Origin of the sequence: Micromonospora acroterricola (assembly GCF_003172955.1) — a bacterium.
GTDB classification, from domain to species: Bacteria; Actinomycetota; Actinomycetes; order Mycobacteriales; family Micromonosporaceae; genus Micromonospora; species Micromonospora acroterricola.
The window spans coordinates 83,578-108,861 of sequence record NZ_QGKR01000178.1; the positions used below are offsets into that span (position 1 = coordinate 83,578).

General features: G+C 71.7%; 20 protein-coding genes and 1 pseudogene. 10 read left to right on the forward strand and 11 right to left on the reverse strand.

Going from position 1 to position 25,284, the window contains the following annotated elements:
- Nucleotides 1–18 precede the first annotated feature (18 nt).
- A complete protein-coding gene (dnaN, locus tag DKT68_RS12220; protein WP_109817534.1) occupies nt 19–1,152 on the reverse strand; it encodes a DNA polymerase III subunit beta in 1,134 nt (377 codons plus the stop codon).
- Between the two features lie 775 nt (nt 1,153–1,927).
- Nucleotides 1,928–3,754 (reverse strand): chromosomal replication initiator protein DnaA, encoded by a 1,827-nt coding sequence (gene dnaA / locus DKT68_RS12225; protein WP_109817535.1) that lies wholly within the window; start codon nt 3,752–3,754, stop codon nt 1,928–1,930.
- A 625-nt stretch (nt 3,755–4,379) separates the two neighbouring features.
- On the opposite strand from dnaA, the gene rpmH reads away from it, so the two are divergent.
- The 9 genes and pseudogenes from rpmH to DKT68_RS32650 form a co-directional block, all read left to right on the forward strand.
- On the forward strand, nt 4,380–4,517 hold the full coding sequence (gene rpmH / locus DKT68_RS12230; protein WP_007453904.1) for a 50S ribosomal protein L34: 138 nt from the start codon (nt 4,380–4,382) through the stop codon (nt 4,515–4,517).
- A 33-nt stretch (nt 4,518–4,550) separates the two neighbouring features.
- Nucleotides 4,551–4,967: a ribonuclease P protein component gene (rnpA, locus tag DKT68_RS12235; RefSeq protein ID WP_109817536.1), complete on the forward strand. Its 417-nt coding sequence runs from the start codon at nt 4,551–4,553 to the stop codon at nt 4,965–4,967.
- Nucleotides 4,964–5,254 carry a membrane protein insertion efficiency factor YidD gene (gene yidD, locus DKT68_RS12240; RefSeq protein ID WP_109817537.1) on the forward strand — a complete coding sequence of 97 codons (291 nt, stop codon included), beginning with the start codon at nt 4,964–4,966 and terminating at the stop codon, nt 5,252–5,254. Before rnpA ends, yidD begins: the two co-directional genes overlap by 4 nt.
- Nucleotides 5,251–6,234, forward strand: a complete 984-nt coding sequence (yidC, locus tag DKT68_RS12245) for a membrane protein insertase YidC (RefSeq protein WP_109817538.1) — start codon at nt 5,251–5,253, stop codon at nt 6,232–6,234. The genes yidD and yidC overlap by 4 nt, the downstream gene beginning before the upstream one ends.
- Nucleotides 6,235–6,445: 211 nt before the next feature.
- A complete protein-coding gene (locus DKT68_RS12250) occupies nt 6,446–7,078 on the forward strand; it encodes a Jag family protein (protein ID WP_109817539.1) in 633 nt (210 codons plus the stop codon).
- Between the two features lie 109 nt (nt 7,079–7,187).
- Entirely contained in the window at nt 7,188–7,946 is a 759-nt protein-coding gene (gene rsmG, locus DKT68_RS12255) for a 16S rRNA (guanine(527)-N(7))-methyltransferase RsmG (RefSeq protein WP_236646854.1), read from the forward strand.
- Between the two features lie 601 nt (nt 7,947–8,547).
- Nucleotides 8,548–9,519, forward strand: a complete 972-nt coding sequence (locus tag DKT68_RS32535; RefSeq protein ID WP_407940729.1) for a ParA family protein — start codon at nt 8,548–8,550, stop codon at nt 9,517–9,519.
- A 27-nt stretch (nt 9,520–9,546) separates the two neighbouring features.
- The gene (locus tag DKT68_RS12265; RefSeq protein WP_109817542.1) at nt 9,547–10,569 is read left to right on the forward strand and encodes a ParB/RepB/Spo0J family partition protein; all 1,023 of its coding nucleotides are present in this window, start codon (nt 9,547–9,549) and stop codon (nt 10,567–10,569) included.
- Between the two features lie 1,788 nt (nt 10,570–12,357).
- A pseudogene (locus DKT68_RS32650) lies at nt 12,358–12,724 on the forward strand (hypothetical protein); the annotation flags it as partial.
- A gap of 779 nt (nt 12,725–13,503) precedes the next feature.
- Here DKT68_RS32650 and DKT68_RS12280 read toward each other — a convergent pair.
- Together DKT68_RS12280 and DKT68_RS12285 are read right to left on the reverse strand one after the other, a co-directional pair.
- Nucleotides 13,504–14,508 (reverse strand): D-alanine--D-alanine ligase family protein, encoded by a 1,005-nt coding sequence (locus tag DKT68_RS12280; protein WP_109817544.1) that lies wholly within the window; start codon nt 14,506–14,508, stop codon nt 13,504–13,506.
- A gap of 7 nt (nt 14,509–14,515) precedes the next feature.
- On the reverse strand, nt 14,516–15,829 hold the full coding sequence (locus DKT68_RS12285) for an aminotransferase-like domain-containing protein (protein WP_109817563.1): 1,314 nt from the start codon (nt 15,827–15,829) through the stop codon (nt 14,516–14,518).
- Nucleotides 15,830–16,130: 301 nt separating this feature from the next.
- On the opposite strand from DKT68_RS12285, the gene DKT68_RS12290 reads away from it, so the two are divergent.
- Nucleotides 16,131–16,796: a GNAT family N-acetyltransferase gene (locus DKT68_RS12290; protein ID WP_109817545.1), complete on the forward strand. Its 666-nt coding sequence runs from the start codon at nt 16,131–16,133 to the stop codon at nt 16,794–16,796.
- A gap of 36 nt (nt 16,797–16,832) precedes the next feature.
- Here the strand turns inward: DKT68_RS12290 and DKT68_RS12295 are convergent, their stop codons facing one another.
- The 7 genes from DKT68_RS12295 to murJ all read right to left on the reverse strand — a co-directional run bounded on the left by DKT68_RS12295 (nt 16,833) and on the right by murJ (nt 25,251).
- Nucleotides 16,833–17,999, reverse strand: a complete 1,167-nt coding sequence (locus DKT68_RS12295) for an N-acetylmuramoyl-L-alanine amidase (RefSeq protein ID WP_109817546.1) — start codon at nt 17,997–17,999, stop codon at nt 16,833–16,835.
- Nucleotides 18,000–18,170: 171 nt separating this feature from the next.
- Nucleotides 18,171–18,494, reverse strand: coding sequence for a thioredoxin (gene trxA, locus DKT68_RS12300; RefSeq protein WP_089018414.1), 324 nt, complete (start codon nt 18,492–18,494; stop codon nt 18,171–18,173).
- Between the two features lie 30 nt (nt 18,495–18,524).
- Nucleotides 18,525–19,475, reverse strand: coding sequence for a thioredoxin-disulfide reductase (gene trxB / locus DKT68_RS12305; protein WP_109817547.1), 951 nt, complete (start codon nt 19,473–19,475; stop codon nt 18,525–18,527).
- A 180-nt stretch (nt 19,476–19,655) separates the two neighbouring features.
- A complete protein-coding gene (locus DKT68_RS12310; RefSeq protein ID WP_109817548.1) occupies nt 19,656–20,672 on the reverse strand; it encodes a hypothetical protein in 1,017 nt (338 codons plus the stop codon).
- Nucleotides 20,669–21,388, reverse strand: a complete 720-nt coding sequence (gene sigM, locus DKT68_RS12315; RefSeq protein WP_109817549.1) for an RNA polymerase sigma factor SigM — start codon at nt 21,386–21,388, stop codon at nt 20,669–20,671. The genes DKT68_RS12310 and sigM overlap by 4 nt, the downstream gene beginning before the upstream one ends.
- Nucleotides 21,389–21,431: 43 nt before the next feature.
- Complete coding sequence (locus tag DKT68_RS12320; RefSeq protein WP_109817550.1) at nt 21,432–23,039, reverse strand: protein kinase family protein; 1,608 nt, start codon at nt 23,037–23,039, stop codon at nt 21,432–21,434.
- A gap of 442 nt (nt 23,040–23,481) precedes the next feature.
- A complete protein-coding gene (gene murJ / locus DKT68_RS12325) occupies nt 23,482–25,251 on the reverse strand; it encodes a murein biosynthesis integral membrane protein MurJ (protein WP_109817551.1) in 1,770 nt (589 codons plus the stop codon).
- Nucleotides 25,252–25,284 lie beyond the last annotated feature (33 nt).

Here is a 25,284-nt window from a genome sequence, read left to right on the forward strand (position 1 = left end):
GGGTGGTGCTGGGCGCGATCAGCGGGACACGCGGATCGGCATGATGAGGTACCGGTACCCCGGAATGACCTCGCCATCCTCGCCGGCGGGCGAGATCACCGCGGGCTTGAAGGCGTCGACGAACGAGAGCACGGCGGTCTGGGAGCCCAGGTTGGCCAGGCCGTCGATGAGGTACTGCGGGTTGAACCCGATGGTCAGGGCGTCGCCGGCGAAGGTGGCCTCCATCGCCTCGCTGGCCCGCGCCTCCTCGGAGCCGCCCGCCTCGACGACCAACCCGTCGGCGCTGAAGCTGAGCAGCACCGGGGTCGTCCGCTCGGCGACCAGCGCGACACGCTTGACGACTTCGATCAGCGTGCTGACCGGCACCCGGGCCTCGGCGTTGTGGGTCGCCGGGAAGAGCGAGCGCACCGGCGGGTAGTTGGCGCCGTCGAGCAGCCGGCTGGTGGTGCGCCGGGTGCCGCCGGCGAGGCCGACCATGCCCTCGCCCGCGGCGCCCTGGGCGAGGGCGAGGGTGACCTCGCCGCCCAGCGGGCCGAGCGCCTTGGCGGTGTCGTTCAGGGTGCGGGCCGGCACCAGGGCGTTGAAGCTCACGTCGGGGTCGTCCGGACGCCACTGGATCTCCCGCAGCGCCAGCCGGTAGCGGTCGGTGGCGAGCATGGACAGGGTGCTGCCGGAGAGCTCGACGCGGACGCCGGTCATCATCGGCAGCGTCTCGTCACGGCCGGCGGCGATGGCCACCTGGGCGACGGCGGTGGCGAAGGCGGCGGCGTCGACCGTGCCGGCGCTCTGCGGCATCTCGGGCAGCGCGGGGTAGTCCTCCACCGGCATGGTGGGCAGGGTGAACCGGGCGCTGCCGCAGACCAGCTCGAGGTGCGCACCGACGGCGGCGATGTCCACCGGCTTGGCCGGCAGCGCCTTGGTGATCTCGGCGAGGAGGCGGCCGGAGACCAGGGCGGCGCCGTCGGCGTCGCCCTGCACCTCGACGGTGACCTGGCTCGAGACCTCGTAGTCGAACCCGGAGACCCGCAGGTTGCCGTCGGTGACGCGGAGCATCACCCCGGCCAGCACCGGTACGGATGGCCGGCTCGGCAGGCTCTTCGCGGTCCAGGCCACGGCCTCGGCGAGCGCGTCGCGCTCCACTCGGAACTTCATCAATGCCTCCGCGTCGACGTCAGCGACAACTCTCTCATGCCGACCGCTGCCTACCGCCCGCCCAAGCGTGCGGGTACCCATCGCACTTTAGGGCGCGGGGGCATCGGCTGTGCGCCCGGCCCCGTGGATCGTGTCGATGCTGACCGGCTCGTCCGGCAGCGTTCGGCCCGATCCACAGAAAGTCCAACGGTGATGATTGGTTTTTGTTCTCTTAGAAGAGATAACTCATCGTCTTCATCGCACCTGTGCAAACTGTGGAGAACTCGGGTCCGCGCAGCTCAGACAGGTTATCCACCGGTGATTTGGCTGTGGAGAACCGGGGGTACAACCGCCTCCTGCGTCCACAGCCCGGCCGAGCCGGCCGGTTGTCCACCGTTGTCCACCGGTTGTCCACCGGTAATCCACCGACTTTCTCCCCAAGCCTGTGGATCGCCATGAAGATCACCATTGGTGTCATCCCCAGAACCTTCAACAGCCCGTGCACAGGCCGACGGCGACCGGTGGAAAACGTGGCGGTTGTCCCCAGGCGTCCACAGCCTCGTACACAGGGTTTCTCCACAGCCTGTGGGTAACCGGCGAAGGACGGACCGTAGTTATCCACCGACGGTGGACAACGAGCTGTGGACAACGAGTGGGACTCAAGTCGGTCACGGCTTCGATGCTGTGGTCTACACCATGTCGAGAGTCAAGCCGGGGACGAGAAAAGAACGCCCGGCCGGAGATCCGGCCGGGCGTGTCCCGGGGCTGGGCGCCGTCGTGGCGGCGGGCGTACCCCTCAGGTGTTCTGCTTGATCCGGTTGGTCAGCTCGGCGATCTGGTTGTAGAGCGAGCGACGCTCCGCCATCTGCTGACGGATCTTCCGGTCGGCGTGCATCACCGTGGTGTGGTCCCGGCCGCCGAAGGCCTGCCCGATCCGGGGCAGCGAGAGCTCGGTCAGCTCCCGACACAGGTACATGGCCACCTGCCGGGCGTTGACCAGCACCCGGGAGCGGGACTGACCGCGCAGGTCCTCCAGGCTCACCCCGAAATAGTCGGCGGTCGAGGCCATGATCTGGTCGGCGTTGATCTCCGGACCGGCGCCGTCGGGCATGAAGTCCCGGAGCACCTCCTCGGCCAGTGACAGCTCGACGGTGGACCGGGTCAGGCTGGCGAACGCGGTTACCCGGATCAGCGCCCCCTCCAGCTCCCGGATCGAGTTCGACACCCGGGAGGCGATGAACTCCAACACGTCCGGCGGGGCGTACATCCGCTCCTGTGCCGCCTTCTTCTGCAGGATCGCGATCCGGGTCTCCAGGTCCGGCGGCTGGATGTCGGCCAGCAGTCCCCACTCGAACCGGGTTCGCATCCGGTCCTCGAGGGTGGCGAGCTGGCGCGGCGACCGGTCGGAGGTGATCACGATCTGCTTGTTGGCGTTGTGCAGGGTGTTGAAGGTGTGGAAGAACTCCTCCTGGGTGCGCTCGCGGTTCTCCAGGAACTGGATGTCGTCGATCAGCAGGATGTCGACGTCCCGGTAGCGCCGCTGGAACGCGCTGGTCTTGTCGTCCCGGAGCGAGTTGATGAAGTCGTTGGTGAACTCCTCGGTCGAGACGTACCGGACCGAGCGGGCGTTGCCGAGTGTCGTGGCGTAGTGCCCGATGGCGTGCAGCAGGTGGGTCTTGCCCAGCCCGGAGTGACCGTAGATGAACAGCGGGTTGTACGCCTTCGCCGGCGACTCCGCCACCGCCACGCTCGCCGCGTGGGCGAACCGGTTCGACGAGCCGATGACGAACGTCTCGAACATGTACTTCGGGTTGAGCCGGTTACCGCCGGTGTCGGCACCGGGCAGCCGGCGGTCGTCACGGCCCCCCGTCCGATGGTCCACACCGCTGCGGCCGGGGCCGCTGTCCGTCCCGCTGTCCCGGGGCAGCGCGCGGATCACGTGCTGGTCCCGCGGCGACGCCGCGTCGTCCCGGTAGCGGGGCTCGTAGGGCCGGGTGTCCGGGGCGGGCGGGTCCAGTCGGGCGGGCTGCTCGTCGTAGCCGCGTCGGTCCGGTCCTGGACGGGACGACCGCATCGGCTCCACGAACGCGGCGCTGAACAACGCCTCCTGCCCGTCGCGGCTGGCCGGAATCAGCCCCGATCGGTGCCCGTCGGCGGTCGGCGCGAGCGGCGGACCGGACGGTGCCGGTGGCGCAGCCGGCTCGGGCGCCCGCGGGTGCTGCTGTTCAGGGATGACCGCGTCGGCCGCCGGGCCGCCGGAGTACTCGTCGTCGAACGGTCCGGCGGGCGGACCCTCCGCGTCGACCGACCCCGGCTCCGGGGTGCTGCGGTAGACGGTGCCAGCCGGACGGCCCGTGGCGTCCTCGGCGACCCGCACGGTGACCGCGACCTGGATCGGCCGGCCGAGCCGCCGGGTGAGCGCCTCGGTGATCGCCGGACGCAGCCGGGACTCGATCACGTCGCGGGTGAACGCGTCCGGGACGGAGAGCAGCGCGGTGTCCTCGACGATCGCCCGTAGCCGGGTCAGCCGGAGGTAGGCACGCTGCTGTGCGGAGATGATCTCGTCGGCGAGCTCGTCGGTCGCCGCTAACCACACCGCGGCAAGGTCGGTCGTACCGGCCACCGTCGTGCCACCCCCTCGCCTCTGCTCCCGGCCGCCGCTGTCTGCCAGCCGGCCGTTCCGGGCCCGCCGCGTTCGCGGGTGGAACATCACCCACCGACGGTTGACCAGTGGTCGTCCACAGGTTATCCACAGCCTGTGTACCGACCGATTGTGGCCGCCCGCCGGACGCGGGTGGGACCTGCCCCCTGCCTGAACGGGCGCTGAAGCGGGTTCACCGTGCCGAACGATTCACTACCGTGTCCGGTCTTGCCTGCGCACGACGACCGGAGCTTCCGACGCTCACCGCAATCGGGCACGGTAACAGCGTTGTCCCTGCGCCATCAACCGGCGACGCGGCGGAGGCCTTGTCGGCATCAGCGAAAACGGCCCCTTCGGTCCCGGGCGCGTCCCGATGTCCGTCGCTGCGGGTGTTTGACGGTCATTGCACCCCTGCGTAGGCTGGAGCGGCTGCTCTCTCGTCCTCTGCTAGGGTGATGGGTGCTTGCTGTCCGCGGTCGCATCCCCGCATCCGAGGTTCCGCTCCGCAGGGCAGCACCGATCGTGGCCACCGTCGAGGTGGCCTGGACCACCCCACGACCCCGGCGGTCCCGTCGCCCGGGGCGCGTACGAAAACGGAGAGCCTGACGTGAGCAAGCGCACCTACCAGCCGAACAACCGCCGGCGCGCGAAGACCCACGGCTTCCGGCTGCGCATGCGCACCCGTGCCGGCCGTGCCATCCTGTCGAGCCGTCGCGCCAAGGGTCGCACCACCCTGTCGGCCTGAGCCGACGGGCCGGTCCGGGGGACGTGGGCAGTCGTGCTGGCCGCGGCGCAACGACTGCGGCGCAGCACTGACTTCGCCGCAGCGGTCCGTGGTGGCCGACGCGCCGGACGAGGCGCCGTCGTGGTCCACCTGAACGTGCCCGCCACCACCGACCCCAGCACACCGACCTCGCCGGAGCCGGCGCGGAACACCGGTGCGGAGCAGCCCTCCGCGTCGACCCGCGCCGGCTTCGTCGTGTCCAAGGCCGTCGGCAATGCGGTGGTCCGCAACCGTGTCCGGCGCCGACTCCGGGCACTGGTCCGGGAGCGGCTGACCGCACTGCCCGCCGGCAGCACCCTCGTCGTCCGGGCGCTCCCCGCCGCGGCCGAGGCGTCGTACCCCCGACTCGCCGCCGACCTGGACGCCGCCATCGCGGCTGCCCGCTCGCCCCGTGAGCGGAGGTCCCGATGAGTGCCGGCCCGCCCGCCCCACGCCCGACAACCGGTGCCAGGGTGCTGATCGCGCCCATCATCGCGTACCGTCGGTGGATAAGTCCGGCACTGCCGGCCCGCTGTCGGTTCTACCCGTCGTGCAGTGCGTACGCCCAGGAGGCGGTGGCCCGGCACGGCGCGCTCCGGGGAGCCGCGCTGGCGGTCCGGCGGCTGTTGCGCTGCCACCCCTTCCACCCTGGTGGACATGACCCGGTGCCGGAACCGGGCGGTCGCCGCCGTGCCGACGTGACTGGAGCACCGAATTGAGTCTCGACTGGATCTACTTCGCGATTTCGTGGATCCTGCTGACCTGGCACTCCGCCTGGGACGCCATCGGGGTGCCCGTCAACGCGGTGATCGGCACCAACTTCGCCTGGATCCTGGCCATCGTCTTCCTGGTTGTCACCGTCCGGGTGATCCTCTTCCCGGTCTTCGTCAAGCAGATCAAGTCGCAGCGGGCGATGCAGGCCCTCCAGCCCAAGGTCAAGGAGCTGCAGGAGAAGCACAAGGGTGACCGGGAGACGCTCCAGAAGGAAATGATGGAGCTCTACCGGAAGGAAAAGGCCAACCCGCTCATGGGCTGCCTTCCGATGTTCCTCCAGATCCCCGTCTTCCTCGGCCTCTTCCACGTGCTGCGCCGGCTCGACCCGGCCAAGCAGAGCAAGACCCTCTACGGCTGGACCGCCGACCAGTTCGAGAGCGCCTCGCAGGCCAAGCTCTTCACCGCACCGATCGCGGGCAAGTTCGGTTCCACCGCCGACGAGCTGGCCCGCCTCGGCGCCAACGGCACCACCGTCAAGGTGATCGCCGGCATCCTGGTCCTGGTGATGATCGCCACCACCTACCTGACCAGCCGTCAGATGATCCTCAAGACCGGCTGGGCGGAAGACCCGCAGCAGCGGATGATCCAGCGGCTGATGCTCTACGGCATCCCGGCCTCGCTGCTGATCTCCGGCGCGATCTTCCCCATCGGCGTGATCATCTACTGGGTGACCAACAACCTCTTCACCCTCGGCCAGCAGCAGTGGGTCCTGCGCAAGTTCCCGCCGCCGGTGACCGCCACCAAGGCCGCCGCCCCCGCCACCCGTAACCCGGTGCAGCCCGCCAAGGCGGGTGGCCTGTTCGGTCGCGGCAAGTCGGCCCCGCCGGCGCCGGTCAAGGCCACCGCGCCCAAGGTGGCCGGGCCGAAGCCGGGCGCCAAGCCGGTCAACCCCAAGAAGAGCCGTCCCGCCAAGCGGCAGGGCTGAACCCCCCGGGCCGTCGTCGGGCGACCGACGGCGGCCCGTTCCGCACCGCGCAGCCGCCGTACGGCCGGCGCCGGACGGAACCGACCGCGCGTGACGCGGCCACGGGCGACACTGCCCGTACAGACGTGCCCGCGGGCACCGGCGACCTCCCGCCGGCCCCGGGAAACCAGCGGACCCGACGGTCCGGCCGAGCGAGTACGGAGATGAGACCGTGACCGAGACCAGCATCCCCCGCGCCGAGCAGTCCCTGGACGAGGAGGAGACCGCGCCGCTCGCGGTGGACGACGACACCGAGCCTGACGAGGACACCGAGGCCGACGAGGACACGGAGACCGACGAGGACACCGAGGTCTCCACCGTCCGGGAGAAGAAGCCCGTGGGCGAGGGCGAACTGTTCCGGCAGAGCGAGATCGCGGCAGACTACGTCGAGGGGCTGCTCGACATCCTCGACTACGACGGCGACATCGACGAGCTGGTCGCCGGCGGCCGACCGGTCGTCGAGGTGGTCGGTGCCCGGCTGCAGAACCTGGTCGGTCAGCGCGGCGCCACCCTGGAGGCGCTCCAGGAGCTGACCCGCCTCGCCGTCTTCCGGCAGACCGGCACGCCGAGCCGCCTGCTGCTCGACGTCGGCGGCTACCGGGCGAACCGCCGCAAGGAACTCGCCGCGGTCGCCAAGAACGCCGTCGAGAAGGTCAAGGAGTACGGCGAGCCCGTCCGGCTGGACCCGATGTCCGCGTTCGAGCGCAAGTGCGTCCACGACGTGGTCAACGCCATGTCCGGCGTGGTGAGCGAGTCCGAGGGCGTCGAGCCGAGCCGACGCATCGTCGTACGGCCGGCGGACTGACCGGGTGACCCACGACGACACCACGGCCGACGCCGTGACCGGCCCGGGCGGCACGCCGCCCGGGCCGTCGGCTGTCCGGGCCGGCGACCCGAGCGCCGACACCAACCCGGTGCGGGACGCTTCGGGCGGCGAGGCCCCGTCCCCGGTCGACGCGGCACTGCCGCCCGAGCTGGCCCCCGCTGCCCTGTCCCTCTTCGGCGATCGGCTCGATGTCGCCGCCGCGTACGCCGAACTGCTGGCCACCGACGGGGTGGTCCGCGGCCTGATCGGCCCCCGGGAGGCTCCCCGGATCTGGGATCGCCACCTGCTCAACTGTGCGGCGGTGGCCGAGCGGATCCCCGCCGACGCGACCGTGCTCGACGTCGGCTCCGGCGCCGGTCTACCCGGCCTGGTCCTGGCCATCGCCCGTCCCGACCTGACGGTCACCCTGATCGAGCCGCTCGCCCGACGGACGTCCTTCCTGATCGAGGTCGTCGAGCGGCTGGGCCTGACCAGATCGGTGCGGGTGTTCCGCGGGCGGGCCGACGAGGCGGCCAGCGGGTCGAGCGGTCGGGAACCCATCAGCGGGGAGATCGTGACCGCCCGCGCGGTAGCTCCGCTGGACAGACTGGCCGCCTGGAGCCTGCCGCTGGCGGTGCGTGGTGGGCGGCTGCTGGCGCTCAAGGGTGCGTCGGCAGCCGAGGAGATCAGCGAGCACGCCGAGGTGGTGGCACGGCTCGGTGGTGGGGAGCCGGCGGTGCACCTGTGCGGCGTCGGGGTGATCGACCCACCCACCACCGTCGTGGAGATCGTTCGCGAGCGGATGGTCGGTCCGCCTCGCCCGGCCGGCGGCAAGCGATCGCACGGCGCACGGCCGCGCCGTCGTTGACGCCGGGCGCCATCGGGCGTCCGGCCGGCGGGTTGCCTCGTTGTACCGGTACGGATGGAACGAGGGGATGAGAACCCGACGTGGACCGGCCACGCCCGTCCGCCGTAGGCTGACCGCGCGTCGATAGTGTGGAGCGGGCGGCAGGCGTCGCGAGGTCTCCGACCGCTCCCGAGGGGCCGTACGCTCCGGAGTGCGAGCACGGGTGCGGCCAAGTTGACCGGGGCGCGGACCGACCATCCGAAGCGGGCAGGGATGACAGGTGCATGACGACGGCAGGTACGACGATCCACGCGTGACCGGGTCAACCAGCGACCCCGTTTCACGTGAAACCGACTACCCAGGCTGGTCTCCCGGCGCGTCCGGGCCGTCGCCTCGGCCGGCGGACAGCGATTCGCTGGCAATGCACGAGGAGGCCGCCGGCCAGGTGGCTGGAACGGACACCCCGAAATCCGCTCGGCGGGCATCGGACGGGTTGACCCGACCGGCCAACGCCGCCGACGTGCGGTCGACCTCGGGTCCGCGGAACACTGTCGCGGCGGTTCGCTTCGAAGCCGCGGTCCCGCACCAACCCACTGCGGCGCTGGCTCGGGACACCGAGCCGGTGGTTGCCGACGTGCCGGTCGCGTCAGCCGAGTCGCTGGCCGCCGTGGCGTCCGATCCCACGTACGTTTCACGTGAAACCCCGACGCGCGAAGAGGATGACCCACCGTTGGCTATGGAGGCGATGCGCGCCGTGCAGATCCTGAATCCCAGTGGCGAGGTGACCATGCCTCGGCCGGACCGGACCCGGGTCATGTGCGTCGCGAACCAGAAGGGCGGCGTGGGCAAGACCACGACCACGGTCAACCTTGCGGTGGCGCTCGCCCTGCATGGCAACCGGGTACTCGTGGTGGACCTCGACCCGCAGGGCAATGCCTCGACCGGCCTCAACGTCCCGCACCACACCGGCATACCCGACGTGTACGACTGCCTGATCAACAGTGTGCCGCTGGCCGAGGTGGCCCAGGCGGTCGAGGGCATCCCCAACCTCTGGTGCGTACCCGCGACGATCGACCTCGCCGGCGCTGAGATCGAGCTGGTGTCGGTCGTGGCGCGGGAGTCGCGCCTCGACCGGGCCATCACCGCCTACCCGGGCCAGTTCGACTACGTCTTCATCGACTGCCCGCCCTCGCTCGGCCTGCTCACGGTCAACGCCCTGGTCGCCGCGCAGGAGGTGCTGATCCCGATCCAGTGCGAGTACTACGCCCTGGAGGGGCTCAACCAGCTGATCAACAACATCAACCTGGTGCGGCAACACCTCAACCCGAAGCTCGACGTCTCCACCATCCTGCTGACCATGTACGACCGTCGTACCCGCCTCGCGGACGCGGTCGAGCAGGACGTCCGGAACCACTTCGGCGACAAGGTTCTCCAGGCGGTCATCCCCCGCAACGTCCGGGTCTCCGAGGCGCCCAGCTACGGGCAGTCGGTGATGACCTACGATCCCGGTTCGCGAGGTGCCACGAGTTACTTCGAGGCCGCTCAGGAGATCGCCGAGCGGGGCGTCAAGGAGCCGGTGGGCCGGAATGCGTAGTGCGGACGATTCGCTGGGAGGCGTGGCATGAAGAACCGTCCTCGGGGCGGTCTGGGACGGGGCCTTGGGGCGCTCATCCCGACCGGGCCGGCACCGGGTGCCGCCGGCACCATGACGGCCGAGCCGGAGAACGGGCACGTGGACGACGAGGCGGTCGAGGCCGTCGAGGCCGTATCGGCGGCGCCCGCCGAAGCTGCGGCACAACAGCCCGAGCCCACGCTCAGCCCGGTGCCGGGAGCCCGGTTCGCCGAGATCCCCGTCGACGCGATCGTGCCGAACCCGAAGCAGCCCCGCCAGGTCTTCGACGAGGAGGCCCTGGAGGAGCTGAAGACCTCCATCCAGGAGGTGGGCTTCCTCCAGCCCATCGTCGTCCGTCAGCTCGACGACGAGAAGTACGAGCTGGTGATGGGCGAGCGGCGTTGGCGCGCCGCCCAGGCCGTGGGGCGCGAGAACATCCCGGCGATCGTCCGAGACACGCGCGACGACGCCATGCTCCGGGACGCGCTGCTGGAGAACATCCACCGGGCCAATCTCAACCCCCTCGAAGAGGCCGCCGCGTACCAGCAGTTGCTGGAGGAGTTCGGCGCCACCCACGAGGAGTTGGCCCGCCGGATCGGTCGGAGTCGCCCGCAGATCTCCAACACCATCCGGCTGCTGAACCTCCCGCCGCAGGTGCAGCGCCGGGTCGCCGCGGGGATCCTGTCCGCCGGCCACGCCCGTGCGCTCCTGAGCCTCGACGAGTCGGAGGCCCAGGAGCAGTTGGCGCTGCGGATCGTGGCCGAGGGCCTGTCGGTCCGGGCGACCGAGGAGATCGTTGCCCTAACGCTGAACGACGGGCCGGCGAAGGGCCAGGCGGCGAAGCGGCGGCCGAAGCCGCACGCGCCCGCCCTGACCGACCTCGCCGACCGGCTGTCGGACCGCTTCGACACCCGGGTCAAGGTGGACATCGGCCGAAGCAAGGGCAAGATCACGATTGAGTTCGCGACGGTGGACGACCTGGAGCGGATCGTCGGCATCATCGGAGTGCAGCAGGAGGAAGCCGGGGACTGATCGCCCCTTCCGCCTGCGCGGCCGCGCCTTCCTCTCGGGGGGCGCGGCCGTTCTGCATACCGCTCTGGCTGTTTCACGTGAAACGGTGCCCCGGCGGGTGCTGGCTCCGGCGGTGTTTCCTGGTCGGCGGTGTCCTATCGGCGGGCGCGGCGCGGTCGGTCACTGTTGGCACGGCGCACCGGGTCGTTTCACGTGAAACAGGGATCCCGCCCTTCGATCGGGGGGCGGTCCGGAGATCGCGAGGAAGATGTCCTGTGGCCCGCTCAGCGGCATGCTGCGGCCTTCCATGACCTTGCGGGTGGTCGTGTGTTGGCTGGCCACTCCAGGGCCCGCTCCTGGGGCGTGTCGACCTCTCCTCGGTCGGGCCATGGACGTGGGTCTCATCCGCTCGGCTCGCCCGCCTGTGGCCGGGTCGATCCGCCGTCTCACCGGGCCCGGATGTTCCACCGCGGTGTGGTCTTGTGCGGCGGCCTTCCGGCCGTGCTTCACCAGCGGGCGAGCGTGGCTGCCCCACGCCTGTATCCGCAGCGCTCTCGGCGCGACGTGTCGGCCTATCGCCCGCGCCCGTTCGCTGCTGTGTGGTGCCGGTGCTCCGGTCTCCGGTCCCGAGCTGCGGTGTCCCGCGCTCGGTGCGCTTCGCCCCCGTCTCCGGACCTGAGCCGTGCCGCGCCCCTGTTGGCCGTGGGTCGTTCCTCGCGCCAGCGCGCGCACGCCTACTGCACCGGCGCCTTGCCGGGTTTGGATGCTGCGCATCGGAGTCCTGTAGCCCGGCCCTCGTGCCGAGCGCCTGGGCTCGTGCCGAGCGCCCGTGGCCGTTCTTGTGCTGGGCGATCCTGCCGGCGCCCACCCGGGCCCTCGCTCCCGTGCCGCAGGTCGGTATCCGCGCCGCGCCCGCAGGTCGCTCCCGCGCCCGCTGCTCCCGCGCCTGCTCCCGCTTCCGCGCCCGCGCCCGCGCCCGCGCCCGCTCCCGCGCCCGATGTGCCCGCGCCCGCTCCGGATGTGCCCGCGCCGGCGCCCGCGCCCGATGCGCCCGCGCCGGTGCCCGCGCCCGATGCTCGTGTCCGGTGCCCGTGACCGCGTCCGGCTCGCCGCCCATCCCCCTCCGTCCTCAGGCGAAGATCCGAACAACTACAGGGATACTGCGGTCTCCGCCGCGAGGGAGAAGACAACATCGGTGAAACTGCTGCCTCGTGCGGGTGGTCGGGGCAGCCAGGCGAGCGAGTCGCGCGCCCGCGCCGCTCGCTTCTCGGTACCGGGCTCGACGCCATGTCGGCGTGGTCACAGCCGCCGCGTACGAGCGGTGCGCGAGCAACGACCGGCCGGCCAAAAAGTTATCCACACCCGTTGTCCACAGGCACCCCCTGTTTCACGTGAAACACCGCGTGAAAGCGGGTGCCAGCCTGTGGATGACGGCCCGTGTTCGCGATCTCGGCAGCCTGTGGATATCGCTCGACCCGGGCGGTGATGGCCCCGGCATCGATCGACGAAGAGCGCTGATCGGGCCGGTCCGGACCGATCGAACAGGTAGGGACAGCGGTGCCAGACTCGGTTAGGGTCAGCGTCGTGCACGACACCCCTCCCTCAGTCCCGGACTTCACCCAGTGGCCCTCTTTTCCCTTCGAGGGTGACCTGCGCGTGAAGCAGCTCGACGACCCGGTCCCGGTCGAACCGCCACGCAAGGGCGAGGGTCTCCGGGAATGCACCGCCTGCAACGCACCCGACGACGCCTACATCTGGGTGGGAGAGCGGTGGCGGGTACGCGCCATGGACCGGCCAACCGGCCTGCCCATGGTGCTCATCCTGGAATCGCGGACCCACCTCGACCTCGGTGACCTGCCGAACCTGCTCGCCGCCGAGCTGGGCGTGATGACCGTCCGTCTGGAACGGGCCATCCGGTCACTGGACGGCGTGGCACGGGTGCACGTCAATCGTTGGGGAGATGGCTCGGCCCATCTGCACATGTGGTTCCTCGCCCGGCCGTACGGCCGGCTTCAGCTGCGGGGCACCTTCCTGTCGCTCTGGGACTCGATCCTGCCGCCGATCTCCGAGGCGCAGTGGCGGGAGAATCTGGCGCTCGTCGCTGCCTGGCTCGCAGAGTTCGGTGGGCGGCCGCTCGCCGAGCCGCCTCGCATCCAGTGGCAGGCGCCGTCCAGCTTGCTGGCCCAGTCCGCCGCCGCGGACGCCGCCGCAGCGGAGGCCGCGGCGGCGTCGATCATCGAGGCTGCCGAGGAGATTCCCGAGCCGTCCTCTGAGGCCGCCTTTGGCAGTGGTCCTGACGCCGCGTCGGAGGTCGGAGAGAGATCCACCGGCGACCCGACCGCCGCCGAATCCCGCTCGGCGGCCGGGCCCACAGCCATCGAGGACCCGGCTACCGAGCCGCCCACCGCTGACACCGGCTCGCCAACCAAGCCGACCGCCGCGGACCGCAACCGTCCAACAGAGCCGACCGCCACGGACGCCGACCGGGCGACCGACCCAACCGCCACGGACGCCGACCGACCGACCGACCCGACCACCGCAGACGCCGGCCCGGCGATCGACCCGACCGCCGCAGACGCCGGCCCGGCGACCGACCCAACCGCCGCCACGGACGCCGACCGCGCGACCGACCCGACCACTACAGACGCCGACCAGGCCGCCGCCGACATCGACCGGGCAACCACGCGCACCGTTGGATCAGCATCGGACCCGGCCGACTCCACCGTCGCATCTGCACCCGACCGGGCCGACACCCCCGCCGGCCGCACCGTCACGGCCGCTGCGGCCGACGCTCCACGCACCGACCGCGGCACGCCGGAGGACGCAGGCACCGGCCGCTGACCCTCGACCGGCCATGGGGTTGGCGGCAGGCCGTACGGCACCCGCCAACCCCATGACCGACAACCGGCAGCACCGCGCGGAGGCTGAGCACGGCGGCGAGCGGGTCAGCGAGTGTCAGACAGCGGTGTGACGGGAGGCTGCCCGGGTGACCAGGGAGCCGAGAAGTCGACCGAAGTCCAGCCCGGCCGCCTGCACGGCGAGCGGGAGCAACGACGTCTCCGTCATCCCGGGCGAGACGTTGACCTCCAGCACGTGCGGCTGACCGGCGGCGTCGACGATCACGTCGACCCGGGAGAGGTCACGCAGGCCGAGCGCGGCGTGCGCGGCGAGCGCCACGTCCGCCACCGTGGCGGCCACCTCCGGGTCGAGCCGGGCCGGGGCGTGCCACGTGGTGCGGCCGGCGGTGTAGCGGGCGGCGTAGTCGTACACCCCGTTGCGCGGCACGATCTCCACCGGCGGCAGCGCGTGCGGTCCGTCGCCGAGGTCGACCACGGAGACCGCCACGTCCATGCCGGGCACGTAGCGCTCCACCAGCGCGGTGGAGTCGTACGCGAAGCAGCCGACCATCGCGGCCGGCAACGACGCGGCATCCCGAACCACGGCGGCACCCAGCCCCGAGCCACCCTGCGTCGGCTTGACCATCAGGGGCAGGCCCAGTCGATCGGCGATGCGGTCCAGCACGGCCACCGCACCCAGCTCGGAGAAGCGGTCGTGCGGCAGGGCCACCCAGTCCGGAGTGGGGATGCCGGCCTCGCGGAGCACCGCCTTGGCGGAGGGCTTGTCCCAGGCGAGCCGGGAGGCACGGGCGTCGCAGCCGACGTACGGGACGGCGCACAGGTCCAGCACGCCACGCAGCGAGCCGTCCTCGCCGGTGGCGCCGTGCAGCGCGATCACCACGGCGTCCGGTGGGTCGGCGGTCAGCGCCGGCAGCAGGGCGACGTCCGCGTCCCGCAGCTCGGCCTCCACGCCGACGGCGCGCAGCGCGTCGAGCACCCGGCGGCCGGAGCGCAGCGACACGTCCCGTTCGTAGGAGAGCCCACCGGCGAGTACCAGCACGCGCAGGTCGGCCGCGACGGCGGTGTCGGTCACGTGGAGGCGCTCGGCAGCGGTCGTACCCATGCCGGCATCATGCCAAGTCGGGACCCGGCACGTCGGAGCCGGGCCGGCCGCGTCGCCCGCCGGCGCCGCCCACGGCGCCGAAGACGCGCCGCATCGCGATCTCCTGCTCCATCACGCCGGCGAGGCGGCGGACGCCCTCCCGGATCCGCTCGGGTGGCGGGAAGCTGAAGTTCAGCCGCATGGCGTCTGTGCCGGTGCCGTCGGCGTAGAAGCCGGTGCCGGGCACGTAGGCGACCCGCGCGGCGACGGCGCGCGGCATCATGGCCTTCGAGTCGAGCCCGTCGGGCAGGCTGGCCCAGACGAAGAGGCCGCCGGCCGGTGTGGTCCAGCTGGTGCCCTCGGGCATCAGGTCGGCCAGCGCGTCGAGCATCGCGTCCCGACGTTCCCGGTAGACCTCGCGGTAGACCTTGAGCTGCTGCCGCCACGGCATCGTGCCCAGGTAGGTGGCGACCGCGGCCTGGGCGTAGCCGCTGGGGCAGAGGATCTGCGCCTCGCTGGCGATGACCAGCTTGTCGCGGACCGCGTGCGGTGCCAGGATCCAGCCGACCCGCAGGCCGGGGGCGAAGGTCTTGGAGAACGTGCTGAGGTAGAAGACCCCCTCGCGGCGGCGGGCCCGCAACGGCGCCGGCGCCTCGCCCTCGAACCCGAGCTGGCCGTACGGGTCGTCCTCGACCACGAGCAGGCCGGCGCGCTCACAGATGTCGAGCACCCGTTCCCGGCGCTCCTCGCTGAGCGTCACACCGGTCGGGTTCTGGTAGGTGGGGATGGTGTAGAGGAACTTGACCCGGCGGCCGGCCCGGGCCAGGTCGTCGATGGCCGCCTCCAGCGCCTCGGGGATCAGCCCGTCGGCGTCCATCGGCACGTGCGCCACCTGCGCCTGAGCGGCCTGGAAGACCCCGAGCGCGCCGACGTACGTCGGACCCTCGGCGAGCACCACGTCACCGGGGTCGAGGAAGAGTCGGGCCACCAGGTCGAGGGCCTGCTGCCCGCCCACGGTGACCACCACGTCCTCCGGGGATGCGCCGCAGCCGGCGTCGATCCCGGAGAGCGTCATCACCTCGCAGATCCGTTCGCGCAGCTCGAGGGTGCCCTGACCGATGCCGTACTGGAGGGTGGTCACGCCGTGCTCGGAGCCGAGCCGGCCGAGCATCTCACCCACCGCGTCGAGCGGCAGGGCGGCAATGTACGGGGCGCCGCCGGCGAGCGAGACGACCTCCGGTCGACTGGCCACCGCGAAAAGTGCTCGGATCTCGGAGGCGGTCATCCCGCGTACCCGCCGGGCGTACCGGTCGGTGTAGTCGTCGAGCGTCGTGCCGGTCATGACCTCACCTCGATCGCTGCTCGGGTGGCTCCCGCCCCGGGTACCCCGGACGCTGGCGACCATGGCGGCGGCGGGGACACCGATTGTCGATCCTAGTCGCCCGGAGCCCGGTCGTCGGCCTGCGGCGGTGGACCTTCCACATCCCGGACCGGCTTGGCCGGCGTCCCCCGGTGCGGTGAGCATCTGCGCGTCCCCTCCCGTACCGTCGATCGGCGGCGTACGATCGCTCGTCGGGGGCAGGAAGGCGGCGCTGTCGTTCCGTGCCGGTCTCACCACCGAGCCTATTGTGGGGATGCGCCATATGTCGCGACGTCTGGTCAGCCTGACCCTCGACACGTTGGAAGACCTTCCTCGCCCGTGCCGCCAGTGCGTCTACTGGGAGCTGGACCCGGTCTCCGCGGACCGGGCCTGCGCCGCCGGTGATCCCGGCCTGGAGAAGGAGGCGTGGGTCTCCCAGACGCTGCTGGAGTGGGGCTCGTGCGGCAAGCTCGCGTACGTCGACGGCATGCCGGCGGGCTTCGTGATGTACGCCCCGCCGGCCTACGTGCCTCGCTCGATGGCCTTCCCCACCTCGCCGGTCTCCGCTGACGCGGCGCTGCTGATGACCGCCAACGTGGTCGCCGCGTTCGCCGGCGGCGGGCTGGGCCGAATGCTGGTCCAGGGCGTCGCCCGGGATCTGACGAAGCGGGGGATCAAGGCGATCGAGGCGTTCGGTGACGCGAAGTTCGGTGACGCGGACGATCCGGCGGGGGGATGCGTGGCGCCGGCCGATTTCTTCCTCTCCGTCGGGTTCAAGACCGTCCGTCCGCATCCTCGGTTCCCCCGGCTGCGGCTGGAGCTGCGCACCGCGCTGAGCTGGAAGTCCGACGTGGAGTACGCGCTGGAGAAGCTGCTCGGCTCGATGAGCCCGGAGACCCTGCTCCGCCCGGTCCGCCCCGCCCCGGCGACCCGCTCCACCGGCAACTGAACGGCGACCCCGCCACCCCGTGCGGCGCCGACCGTCTCAGTCGATGACCGTTCCGGCGGTCACCACCGCGCGCAGCTCGCTGACGTCGATCGAGCCGGTCGGCACGTCACGCTCGATCGGGAAGTACATCCGCTGCACCGCGGCGACGATCGCCTCCACCACCCGGTCCCGGAAGCGGGGGTCGACCAGCTGGGCGCGGTCCGTGGGCGAGGTGAGGTAGCCGACCTCGACCCGGACCGCCGGCATCCGGGTCAGCCTCAGCAGATCCCAGGCCTTGGCATGGGTACGGCAGTCCCGCAGCCCGGTCCGCGCGACGATCTCCCGCTGCACCAGCCCGGCCAGCCGCTCGCCGGTCGCTGAGGTCACCCCGTTGTTGGTGCCGTAGTGGTAGGTCGCCACCCCCTCGGCGTCCGGGTTGGCATGCCCGTCCAGGTGCAGGGAGATGAACACGTCGGCGCCGAGCGAGTTGGCCAGCAGCGCCCGGTCCGTGTCCGGCAGGCAGCTGTCCGGAGCAGGACCCCGGGTGAGCTGCACCCGCACCCCGGACGCGGCGAGCCGCCCCTCCAGCCGGCTGGCGAGGTCGTGCATCAGGTCGGCCTCCGTCCAGCGCAGCGACCCGTCCGGCACCACCACCCCCGGGTCGGTGCCACCGTGGCCTGGATCGATGACGACCGTTTTGCCGACCAGCGCCGGCCCGGACTGCCGGATCGCGTCCGACTCCCGAAGCCACTGGGGGCGGCCGCCGACCACCTTGCGGCCGATCCGGCGCAGGGCGTTCATCGTGTGCGGACCGCACGCCCCGTCGGGCGTGAGCCCGACCTCGCGCTGGAACTGGGCCACCGCCCGGGAGGTGCGGATGCCGTAGATGGCGTCCGCGCGGCCCACGTCGTACCCCATCTCCAGCAGTCGCTCCTGGAGCGACCGGACATCCTCGCCGGTGAGCGGCTCGGGCACCGCGTGGTAGAGGGTGCGGGCGCCGAGCCGCCAGCGGGCGGCGTCGAGGGCCCCCCAGGTCTCCTTGCCGACCCGGCCGTCCACGCTGAGCCCGCGGGACTGCTGGAACGCGCGGACCGCTCGCTCGGTGTCGAGGTCGAACTCGTCGAGATGCGGGCCGGCGGTGGAGGCGAGCAGGTCGAGGCCGGTAAGGATGGTACGGATCTCCGTGACCGCTGGTCCCCGGTCACCGGGTCGGATCGGACGCACGCACGACCCCCTCTGCACGACGCTGGCTGGCCGGGCGGCCCCGGCTTGAGGTTATGCGTTCCGGGGCGGCGAGGTGGCTCGGGCGGGAAAAACGCCGATGGCCGGGGGCCGGGAAGACACGAAACCCCGCACCCGGCGAGCGGGTACGGGGTTCGGTGATGTTTCTGCTGGTCAGAGCGCCGATTCGATGAGCCGGACCAGCTCGCCCTTCGGCTTGGCGCCAGCGATCGACTGCACCGGCTGGCCGTTCTTGAAGACGGTGAGCGTCGGCACCGACATCACCCGGTAGGCGCGGGCGGTCTCCGGGTTCTCGTCGATGTTGAGCTTGACGATGGTGACCTGGTCGCCCATCTCGCCGGCGATCTCCTCGAGCAGCGGCGACACCTTGCGGCAGGGCCCGCACCACTCGGCCCAGAAGTCCACCAGCACCGGCTTGTCGGCCTGCAGCACGTCAGCGACGAAGCTCGCGTCGGTGACCGCCTTGGTTGTACCCACTATGCCCCTCCTCCGGGATGTGTTCTGTTTTCAGCTGATCGTCGCGATGAACCGCTCGGCGTCGAGCGCGGCGGCACAGCCGGTGCCGGCCGCGGTGATCGCCTGACGGTAGGTGTGGTCGACCACGTCGCCGGCGGCGAAGACGCCGGGCACGCTGGTCCGGGTGCTGGGGGCCTGGACCTTCACGTAGCCCTCGTCGTCCAGCTCGACCTGGTCACGGAAGAGTTCGCTGCGGGGGTCGTGGCCGATGGCCACGAAGACGCCGGTCACGTCCATCACCTTGGTCTCGCCGGTGTGCACGTTGCGGACCCGTACGCCGGTGACCTTGCCGTCGGCGCCCAGGATCTCCTCGACGGTGCTGTTCCACTCGACCTTGATCTTCTCGTTGTTCAGCGCCCGGTCAGCCATGATCTTGCTGGCGCGGAACGAGTCGCGCCGGTGGATGATGGTGACGGAGTCGGCGAAGCGGGTGAGGAAGCTGGCCTCCTCCATCGCCGAGTCGCCGCCGCCGACGACCACGATGTGCTGGTTGCGGAAGAAGAACCCGTCACAGGTGGCGCACGAGGAGACGCCGTGGCCCAGGTACTCCTGCTCGCCGGGCACGCCCAGCGGACGCCAGGCCGAACCGGTGGAGAGGATGATCGCGCGGGCCCGGTAGGCGGTCTCGCCGACCCAGACGGTGCTCACCGCGCCGGAGCCGATGTCGCCGGTGTCCACCAGCTCCACCCGGGTCACGTCGTCGGTGAGGAACTCGGCGCCGAACCGCTCGGCCTGCTTGCGCATGTTGTCCATCAGCTCGGGGCCGAGGATGCCGTCGGCGAAGCCGGGAAAGTTTTCCACCTCGGTAGTGGTCATCAGCGCGCCGCCCGACTGCACGCCCTCGATGATCAGCGGCTTGAGGTTGGCGCGAGCGGCGTAGACCGCCGCCGTGTAACCGGCCGGCCCGGAGCCGATGATGATCAGGTTGCGGACCTCGTCCACTGCCGTCTCCCGAGTTGTGTGTGTCGGCGTCGGCGCACGCACCGATGCCGATTCGAGTGCCGACGCCTGGAGGGTGCCGGCAGCTGACTTCCAGAACGTCATCGTACGAACCGGGGATTCCCGAGCAGGACATCCGGTGGGTCAGGTCACTGGACGTTGAACGCGCCGGTGACCGCGGATTCACCCTACCCGCGCCGAATACCGGTTGTCCGAGCCGGACCCGGGGACTCCGCACTCCGGGCCGCTGACCCACGCCCAGCGGGCGCCGGTCGCGTCGGTGAAGCGGATGACCAACGCCTGCTCGCCCTGGAACTGCGCGTAGTCGATCACTTCGACCACCAGCGGGCCGGAGCCGTGTTCCGTCGCCACGTCGGCCAGACAGGTGGTCAGCGCCGCCTCGTCGGTCAGCCGGGCGAGCTGGTTCAGCCCGTTCGGCGCGGGTCGCCGGCCCCCCTCGGCGTCCACCCCGGGCTGCTCCCCGGGGCCGCTGCTGGCGGCCCGCAGGGGAGACGGGTCCCCCTTCGACACGCCGAGCGTCTGCGGCGTGTAATTCGTGCCGCTGCGCAGGGACGGCCCCGTGGTGCGGACGGCCCCGGCCGCCGCGGCGCCCTCGGGGGCGCTGGCCGGCCGGTCCAGGGCGCTGGTGCCGGTGGTGTCCGAGGCGTTCATCGACAACTGGTTGAGGCCCAGCCCGACCGCGACGACGGCGGCCGCCGCGACGGCCACCGGAGCGGCGCGTCGGGCCCAGCGGCGCCGGCTGCGGCCCGGACCGGTTCGTGTGCCGTGTCCCGGATCGGCCGGGGACGGGCCGGCGGGCCGTCGACCAGGGCCGCTGCCGCCCTGGGCGGGAACGACCATCGGCGTCGCGGTGCCGGCGTCCGGCTCGACGTCGGCCGCGCCGGTGCGGGTCGCCTCGTCGGCCGTGGCGTCGGTCGGCACCGGGTCCGCCGCGGCCAGCGCGGCGGCGAGCCGCTCGGCGACCGCCGGCGGCAGTTCGGGGGACGACTCGGCCCACCGGGCCAGGTCGGCGCGGACCTCCGTCACCGCGGGGGCCAGCAGCGCGTACGCCTCGGCCCAGGCCGGGTCCTCGTCCACCAGCCGAGCGACCTCCGCCTGCTGGGGCGTGCCGTCCAACGCCCCGCCGAGGTAGTCAGCGAGCAGGTCGTCGTCGACCTCCCTGAACCCCTCGGTCGTCACGTGTCCTCCTGATTGGCGTCCCGCCGGTACCGGCCCGACCCCGATCCGACGCCCTCCGCCGGCCGTGGGTTCCCCAGCGTGACGCCGGGCACGTCCGCGACCGGGCCGGTCGGCTCCGGGCGAGCCGATGGCGTCGCCGCGCCGGCCGCCGGGCGGAGATGCCCGAGCAGCACCGCCAGCCGGGCCCGACCACGGGCGCACCGGCTCTTCACCGTGCCCTCGGCGACACCGAGGATGCGGGCGACCTCGGCGACGGGGTAACCCTGCACGTCCACCAGCACCAGGGCGGCACGCTGCTCGGCGGGCAGTGCGGCGAGCGCCTCGCGGACCACCAACACGGTGTCGTGGTCGTGCGCGGGTGCGGCCGGCTCCACGCCTCCGGTGCCCGAGGCGTCCCCGGCGCGGTTGCCGTCGGGCAGCGGAACGGTGGGGTGCGCCTGCCGGCGTCGGATCCGGTCCAGGCAGGCGTTCACCACGATGCGGTGCAGCCAGGTGGTGACGGCGGAGTCGCCCCGGAAGCGGCCGGCGGCCCGGTGCGCCGACAGCAGGGCGTCCTGGAGGGCGTCGGCGGCCTCCTCCCGGTCGCCGAGCGTCCGCAGGGCCACCGCCCAGAGCCGGTCCCGGTGTCGGTGGAACAGCGTCGCGAAGGCGTCCGGTTCACCCGCGGCGTGGGCGCGCAGCAGCTCCAGATCCGTTGCGGCGTCGCGCCCGTCCATCACCACGTCCAGCGGATGCGGCGCCCGGTCCGTGGTGCTCGGCTCACGACCCCTGGACCGTAATCTCCTGCACCCCGAGCCGGAAGCCGTCCTCGTCGCCGGTGGGCGGCAGCTCGGTGAACCAGAGCAGCAGGTAGCGGTACTTCTCGTCGGCGTTGAAGCCGTTGAAGGTCATCGTGGTGCCGTCGTGCTCCTTCAACACACCGATCTCGGTCTTGTAGCTCTCCACCAACTGCTTGTCCCCGTTGGAGCTGGACGGGAAGGTGCCGGTGCCGGCGAGCAGCCGCGCGGTGGCGCCTCGACCGGAGAGCACGGCCTGCACCGACTTCACCGTGTGCGGCGAGCCCAGGTCCAGCCAGACGCCCATGCCGTCCTTGAGGTTGCCGTACGTGGCGTTCGGGTAGCGGTCGGTCTCCCAACCCTTGTCGTTGTCGCCGTCGATGATCTTGTCGGCGTCGTCGAGCTCGTCCCGCTTCCGGCTGTCCGGGTCGATGATCCGGATGCCCTGCACGTTGAGGTTGCGGACGGTGGCGGCGGCCGGGGTGGCCTCGCCGGCCGGGGCGCTGGAGGTGGGTGCGGCCCCGGCGTTGCCCTGCGGGTCCTTGTCGTCGCCGTTCAGCGCGCTGATGCCGATCAGCAGACCGACGAGCGCGACCGCCAGCAGGCTGGCGATGCCCACGGCCACCTTGCGACCGCCGGCCGCGGCCAACGGGGACGGCTCGTCCTCGGTGTCGGCGGTGAACCGCAGCGGCCCGGTGCTGTCCAGGTAGTGCTCCTCCTCGGCCGGCACGTCCAGCCGGGCCAGCTCGGCCGCGAGCACGTCCGAGGAGGGCGGCGCGATCTCCGCGTCGAGCAGGTCCATGGTCAGGTCGTCCAGGTACGCGGGCACCCCGGCCCGGACCTGGCGGGGCGCGGCGATGCCGCCGCTGGCGTCGCGGACCGCGTCCGGGATGGCGGCGCGGCCGTGGCCGGCGGTGGCACCGTGCAGCGGCGCCTCGGCGTGCGGCCAGTGGCCGGTCAGAGCGAAGTAGAGGACACCGCCGACCGCGCGGATGTCGTTCTCCTGGCTGTCGGCGCCGTCGGTGCGCGCGTCGGCCAGGACCACCCGACCCTCGTCGCTGATCATGACGGTGCCGGGATGCACGTTGCCGTGCACCATCCCGGTGGCGTGCACGGCGGCGAGCGCGCTGGCGACGGCGTTGCCGATCGCGGTGGCCCGGGCCGGGTCCAGCGGGCCCTCCGTCGCCAGGTCGCGCAGCGACTGCCCGTCCACCCACTCGCGCACCACGTACGCCCGCTCGGCCTCGTCGATGGCGTCGTAGACGCCGACCAGGTTGGGGTGGATGACCCGGCTGGCCGCGACGGCGGCCTGGAGCATCTCGGTGGCGGAGTCGCCACCCGGGTAGCGCAGCACCACCGCGACGGGACGGCGCAGGATGACATCGACCCCGCGCCAGACCAGCCGACCCGCGCTGTCGTTGTTGATGTGCTCGACCAGCTCGTACCGCTCGGCGAGGATTTCACCGGCCGTGGGAGCACCGAAGGTCATGACCGGCGGAGCGCTCTCGTCCGCCTCCTGACCCTCGCCGACCTGGGTCACCCGTCCTCCCTCGGTGATCGTGTCGATCGATGGACCCGCACTGCTGGGCATGTGGCTTCCCGCTCTGCCGTCGAAGGAACCGGCCGACCGGTGTCGACGCCCAGCGTCGGCGCCTGCCGTACCCGTCAGAGCGACCTTACCCGGGTTGCCCGTCTCCCCGACATGTCATCTTCCCGCCGTACCCACCGGGGTGCCGGGAGTCGGGAGAGTCGTCCGGTTACGACCGTTGTCAGCCACGTTGCTGGCACATGTACTAGCCAATCTACGGCTTCACCGCAAGTGACCGACGCCGGGGCCGGGCCGGTTCGGCGCTCCCACGAGCAGGCGTGTTCCCCCCGTACGGACCCGCACGCTCATCCGTACGGTTGGTTATCCACAGTCGAATCGGTTGCTGACCGGCGAATCGCGGAGTTATCCACAGGTGCATCCCCAGGCTGGTGATCCGCCGTCACCCTACGTGTGAGTACGACTGTCGGTGCCCGGATGCTCGCGCTCAGCGACCGATCCTGCGGCGGACCATGCCGACCACCTCGGTGATCTCCCCGATCTTCAGCACCATGGCCAGCCCGAGGTAGGTGCCACCGATGACCGCCCCGCCGATCACCAGCTGGATGACGGCCTGGATCCAGCTCGGCGTGTCGCCGCCGGGCAGCAGGTGCACCACCAGCAGGCCGACCAGCGCGGAACCAAGCGCGGCGACCGCGACCCGGCCGAGGGTGCGCAGGATGGCACCCATCCCGATCCGGCCGATCCGGGGCCGCAGCAGCCACGCCGAGGCGAACGCCGCAGCCAGATAGGAGACAGCGTTGCCGATCATCATGCCGGCCGCCGCGAAGTGGGCGGCGAAGGCGACGAAGAGCACCACCTGCACGCCGATCCGCAACGCCACCACCGGAATGTTGATCAGCGCCGGCGTCCGGGTGTCGGGCAGGGCGTAGAAGGCGAAGGTGAAGAGCTGACTGATCGCGAACGGCACGAGCGCCAGCGCGGCCAGCAGCAGCACCAGCGAGGTGTCCGCCGCGTTCTCGTCGCTGAACGCCCCGTAGCGGAACAGCGCCACGGCCAACGGGGTGGCCAGCACCGCGTAACAGACCGCGATGGGGGCGAGCACCGCCGAGACGGTGCGCGTGCCCCGGGACAGGTCGGCGGCGACGTCGGCGTACCGGCCGTCGGCGGCGGCCGCGCTCATCCGGGGCATGAGCGCCGTGATGATCGAGACGGCGATGATGCCGTGAGCCATCATCAGCAGCAGGAAGACGTTGTTGTAGATCAGTGGACCGGCGGCGTTCTCCTTGCCCGCCCGGTTTAGCAGGTTGAACAGCACGATCAGGCCGATCTGGCTGACCGCGACGTAGCAGAACATCCAGCCGCCGAGGCGGCCCAGCTCCCGCAGCCCGAGAGTGCGGAAGTCGAAGCGGAACCGCCAGCGGAAGCCGACCTTGCGCAGGGCCGGCAGCAGCCCGGCGGCCTGGATCGCGACGCCGAGCAGGGTGCCGCCGCCGATCAGCAGGATCCGGCCGGGGGTCATCTGCTCGGGTCGGATGATCTCCGCACCGAAGATCGCGATGTAGAGCCCCGCGGTGGCGATCACCACGATGTTGTTGAGGATCGGCGCCCACATCGGGGCCGCGAAGTGGCCACGGGTGTTCAGCACCGCACTGATCAGCGCGCTGAGACCGGTGAAGAAGATCATCGGCAACATCAGGTACGACAGCGCAGTGACCAGTTTCTGGTAGTCGCCCCCGGTGTTGTCGCTGGCGTAGAGAGAGGTCAGCAAAGGTGCGGCGAGCACCGCGAGCAGCGCCGCCCCAGCGAGGGTGAGCACCGCGAGGGTCAGGAGCCGCTGGGCGTACGCCTGGCCGCCGTCGGTGTCGACCCTGCGCCGGCGGACCAGCACCGGAATCAGCACGCTCGTGAGGATGCCGCCGAGCAGGAACTCGTAGACCATCCCCGGCAGGATCTGCGCGGTCGTGTACGCGTCACCGACCAGCGCGCCACCCAGCGCGGCGGTCAGCACCAGCGTCCGCAGGAAGCCCGTACCCCGGCTGACCAGGCTGCCGATCGCCATGACCGCGCTGTTGGTCGCCGCACTCGCCTCGCCCACCTGCTCCTGTGGTGGCGCGGTCGACTCCAGGGCCGGCTGGTTCAGCGGCTCGGCGGAGATGAACGTCGCGCCGTCCCCCGGGCGCACGCCGGAGCCCGCACCGCCGCCCGCACCGCCGTCCTGCGCGGCGTTCGCGCTGCGGTAGAGCCCGCCGCTCATCTCCAGCCTCCCAGGGGTACGTCGAGCCGGGCA

Excerpts from the sequence above, each read along its gene's own strand:
- DKT68_RS12265 (WP_109817542.1), top strand. The coding sequence starts at position 9,547 with ATGAAGAACCGTCCTCGGGGCGGTCTGGGACGGGGCCTTGGGGCGCTC.
- sigM (WP_109817549.1), bottom strand. The coding sequence starts at position 21,388 with ATGGACGGGCGCGACGCCGCAACGGATCTGGAGCTGCTGCGCGCCCAC.
- DKT68_RS12290 (WP_109817545.1), top strand. The coding sequence starts at position 16,131 with ATGTCGCGACGTCTGGTCAGCCTGACCCTCGACACGTTGGAAGACCTT.
- yidD (WP_109817537.1), top strand. The coding sequence starts at position 4,964 with ATGAGTGCCGGCCCGCCCGCCCCACGCCCGACAACCGGTGCCAGGGTG.
- DKT68_RS12285 (WP_109817563.1), bottom strand. The coding sequence starts at position 15,829 with ATGACCGGCACGACGCTCGACGACTACACCGACCGGTACGCCCGGCGG.
- murJ (WP_109817551.1), bottom strand. The coding sequence starts at position 25,251 with ATGAGCGGCGGGCTCTACCGCAGCGCGAACGCCGCGCAGGACGGCGGT.
- DKT68_RS12320 (WP_109817550.1), bottom strand. The coding sequence starts at position 23,039 with ATGCCCAGCAGTGCGGGTCCATCGATCGACACGATCACCGAGGGAGGA.
- dnaN (WP_109817534.1), bottom strand. The coding sequence starts at position 1,152 with ATGAAGTTCCGAGTGGAGCGCGACGCGCTCGCCGAGGCCGTGGCCTGG.
- DKT68_RS12280 (WP_109817544.1), bottom strand. The coding sequence starts at position 14,508 with ATGGGTACGACCGCTGCCGAGCGCCTCCACGTGACCGACACCGCCGTC.